The 4515-nt window shown below is 58.4% G+C and carries 2 rRNA genes; both read right to left on the bottom strand.

Features of this window, described 5'->3' with window-relative positions:
• Positions 1-2349: ribosomal RNA gene (locus NHH00_RS20430) — 23S ribosomal RNA — on the bottom strand; the annotation flags it as partial.
• 486 nt (positions 2350-2835) lie between these two features.
• Positions 2836-4357, bottom strand: a 16S ribosomal RNA gene (locus NHH00_RS20435).
• Between the last annotated feature and the right edge of the window lie 158 nt (positions 4358-4515).

The following is a 4515-nucleotide window of genomic DNA, read 5'->3' on the forward strand; positions in this document are numbered from 1 at the left end:
GCGTACGGGCTTCACAGTCTCCCACCTATCCTACACAAGCCGCACCGAACACCAATACCAAGCTATAGTAAAGGTCCCGGGGTCTTTCCGTCCTGCTGCGCGTAACGAGCATCTTTACTCGTAGTGCAATTTCGCCGAGTTCGCGGTTGAGACAGCGGAGAAGTCGTTACGCCATTCGTGCAGGTCGGAACTTACCCGACAAGGAATTTCGCTACCTTAGGATGGTTATAGTTACCACCGCCGTTTACTGGGGCTTAAATTCTGAGCTTCACCCCGAAGGGTTGACCCGTCCTCTTAACCTTCCAGCACCGGGCAGGCGTCAGTCCGTATACATCGTCTTGCGACTTCGCACGGACCTGTGTTTTTAGTAAACAGTCGCTTCTCCCTGGTCTCTGCGGCCGTCCACGCTCCCACCGCGAGGGTGTTCACGCTTCGGGCCCCCCTTCTCCCGAAGTTACGGGGGCATTTTGCCGAGTTCCTTAACCACGATTCTCTCGATCGCCTTAGTATTCTCTACCTGACCACCTGAGTCGGTTTGGGGTACGGGCGGCTAGAACCTCGCGCCGAGGCTTTTCTTGGCAGCATAGGATCACCCAGTTCGCGCTTGTGCGCTCACCGTCAGCTCTCAGCCTGTGTGTCTGGCGGATTTGCCTACCAGACGGCCTACGGCCTTGGACGTGGTCTACCATCGCCACGCCGGGCTACCTTCCTGCGTCACCCCTGTTAATACGCTTACCTACTACCGGTTCGGGTCCCGCGCGCCCCTGTCCGGTGGCCCCGAAGGGCCGGTGGACAGGTTTGGGCGGTTAGCATCACCGGGCTCGGTATGGGCGGTTCTTCGCCGGTAGGAGAATATCAACTCCTTGTCCATCGACTACGCCTGTCGGCCTCGCCTTAGGTCCCGACTTACCCAGGGCGGATTAACCTGGCCCTGGAACCCTTGGTCATTCGGCGGACGGGTTTCTCACCCGTCTTTCGCTACTCATGCCTGCATTCTCACTCGTGTGGGCTCCACCACTGGGTTCCCCCGCGGCTTCACTGCCCACACGACGCTCCCCTACCCACCTGCGCCTCTGGACCACGAAGGCCTGAGTTGAGCGCAGATGCCACGGCTTCGGCGGTGTACTTGAGCCCCGCTACATTGTCGGCGCGGAATCACTTGACCAGTGAGCTATTACGCACTCTTTCAAGGGTGGCTGCTTCTAAGCCAACCTCCTGGTTGTCTGTGCAACTCCACATCCTTTCCCACTTAGCACACGCTTAGGGGCCTTAGCCGGTGGTCTGGGCTGTTTCCCTCTCGACTACGGAGCTTATCCCCCGCAGTCTCACTGCCACGCTTCCACTTACCGGCATTCGGAGTTTGGCTGACGTCAGTAACCTTGTAGGGCCCATCGGCCATCCAGTAGCTCTACCTCCGGCAAGAAACACGTGACGCTGCACCTAAATGCATTTCGGGGAGAACCAGCTATCACGAAGTTTGATTGGCCTTTCACCCCTAACCACAGGTCATCCCCCAGGTTTTCAACCCTGGTGGGTTCGGTCCTCCACGCGGTCTTACCCGCGCTTCAACCTGCCCATGGCTAGATCACTTCGCTTCGGGTCTAGACCCAGCGACTATGGGCGCCCTGTTCGGACTCGCTTTCGCTACGGCTTCCCCACACGGGTTAACCTCGCCACTGAGCACTAACTCGCAGGCTCATTCTTCAAAAGGCACGCTGTCACCCCAACCAAGGAGGCTCCAACGGATTGTAGGCACACGGTTTCAGGTACTATTTCACTCCCCTCCCGGGGTACTTTTCACCTTTCCCTCACGGTACTGGTCCGCTATCGGTCACTAGGTAGTATTTAGGCTTAGCAAGTGGTCTTGCCAGATTCACACGAGATTTCTCGGGCCCCGTGCTACTTGGGATCCCCTTCGGGAGGCCACGCCATTTCGTCTACCGGACTCGCACCGTCTATGGTCCGCCTTTCAATGCGGTTCGACTATGACACGACTTTCTCACTCCCCGGCGGACTGTCAGATCCACCAGAAGGGTCCCACAACCCCGAACACGCAACGCCTGACAGCTTTACCACGCGCCCGGTTTGGCCTCATCCGCTTTCGCTCGCCACTACTCACGGAATATCTCTTCCTGTCGGTACTGAGATGTTTCACTTCCCGACGTTCCCTCCACACACCCTATATATTCAGGTGCAGGTCACACGACATGACTCGTGCGGGGTTCCCCCATTCGGAAACCCTCGGATCACAGCTCGTTTGCCAGCTCCCCGAGGCTTATCGCAGGCTACCACGTCCTTCTTCGGCTCCTAGTGCCAAGGCATCCACCCTGTGCCCTTAAAAACTTCAACCAAAACAACAAAACTGCAGAGAACCAAGAACCACACCCGAAGGTGTGTCTTGATCTTTACAAAGATGCTCGCGTCCACTGTGCAGTTCTCAAACAACCAACGACCCCGACCCCCACCAGACCCGCCTACCACCCCCACCCCTCCACGAAGGAGGACCAAGGACAGCGGTTCGTGGCCCGAGGACCGGCCCGTACCAGGCACCCCACCAACCGGTGGCCGGTGACCTGAGGACCCAACAGTGTGCTCGACAAGCCCCCCACCCCCCACCAGCGATGTTCCACCACCACCACACCCGACCCCGACACCCCCGAAGGGACGACCAGAGCCTGGCGGGCCGGCAGGTACTGACACCAGCGAAGACCAGGACGCTCTTTCGTCAATGTTCCACCCATGAGCAACCACCCACCACACGTGCGGCGATGGCGTGGCACCTGTTCAACCCACCCACCAGCGAAGCCGGCCGGGCGAGCGTTGGTAGCTCCTTAGAAAGGAGGTGATCCAGCCGCACCTTCCGGTACGGCTACCTTGTTACGACTTAGTCCCAATCGCCAGTCCCACCTTCGACCACTCCCCCCGCGAACGGTTGGGCCATGGGCTTCGGGTGTTACCGACTTTCGTGACTTGACGGGCGGTGTGTACAAGGCCCGGGAACGTATTCACCGCAGCGTTGCTGATCTGCGATTACTAGCGACTCCGACTTCATGGGGTCGAGTTGCAGACCCCAATCCGAACTGAGACCGGCTTTTTGGGATTCGCTCCACCTTACGGTATCGCAGCCCTTTGTACCGGCCATTGTAGCATGCGTGAAGCCCAAGACATAAGGGGCATGATGATTTGACGTCATCCCCACCTTCCTCCGAGTTGACCCCGGCAGTCTCCCATGAGTCCCCGGCATAACCCGCTGGCAACATGGGACGAGGGTTGCGCTCGTTGCGGGACTTAACCCAACATCTCACGACACGAGCTGACGACAACCATGCACCACCTGTGCACGAGTGTCCAAAGAGACCACCATCTCTGGTGGCTTCCCGTGCATGTCAAGCCTTGGTAAGGTTCTTCGCGTTGCATCGAATTAATCCGCATGCTCCGCCGCTTGTGCGGGCCCCCGTCAATTCCTTTGAGTTTTAGCCTTGCGGCCGTACTCCCCAGGCGGGGCACTTAATGCGTTTGCTGCGGCACGGAACTCGTGGAATGAGCCCCACACCTAGTGCCCAACGTTTACGGCATGGACTACCAGGGTATCTAATCCTGTTCGCTCCCCATGCTTTCGCTCCTCAGCGTCAGTTGCGGCCCAGAGACCTGCCTTCGCCATCGGTGTTCCTCCTGATATCTGCGCATTCCACCGCTACACCAGGAATTCCAGTCTCCCCTACCGCACTCTAGTCTGCCCGTACCCGATGCAAGCTCGAGGTTGAGCCTCGAGTTTTCACACCAGACGCGACAGACCGCCTACGAGCTCTTTACGCCCAATAATTCCGGACAACGCTTGCGCCCTACGTATTACCGCGGCTGCTGGCACGTAGTTAGCCGGCGCTTCTTCTGCAGGTACCGTCACTTGCGCTTCTTCCCTGCTGAAAGAGGTTTACAACCCGAAGGCCTTCATCCCTCACGCGGCGTCGCTGCATCAGGCTTGCGCCCATTGTGCAATATTCCCCACTGCTGCCTCCCGTAGGAGTCTGGGCCGTGTCTCAGTCCCAGTGTGGCCGGTCGCCCTCTCAGGCCGGCTACCCGTCGTCGCCTTGGTAGGCCATCACCCCACCAACAAGCTGATAGGCCGCGAGCCCATCCCTGACCGAAAAACTTTCCAACCACCCCCATGCGAGGACGGCTCATATCCGGTATTAGCCCCGGTTTCCCGGAGTTATCCCGAAGTCAAGGGCAGGTTACTCACGTGTTACTCACCCGTTCGCCACTAATCCACCCAGCAAGCTGGGCATCATCGTTCGACTTGCATGTGTTAAGCACGCCGCCAGCGTTCGTCCTGAGCCAGGATCAAACTCTCCGTAAATGAACAACGCCCACCACCAAGCACAGCCCGGTGATGAACAATCCATACGAAGCGAACCCACCAGGGTTCACAAAACTGGCATCAACACGAAAGATGACATCATCTTCCGAAATCAACCAAAGGAATCCCAGACACAACCAACCACCCCACCCGACGGG

Source organism: Cellulosimicrobium cellulans (assembly GCF_024124905.1).
GTDB lineage: Bacteria > Actinomycetota > Actinomycetes > Actinomycetales > Cellulomonadaceae > Cellulosimicrobium > Cellulosimicrobium cellulans_G.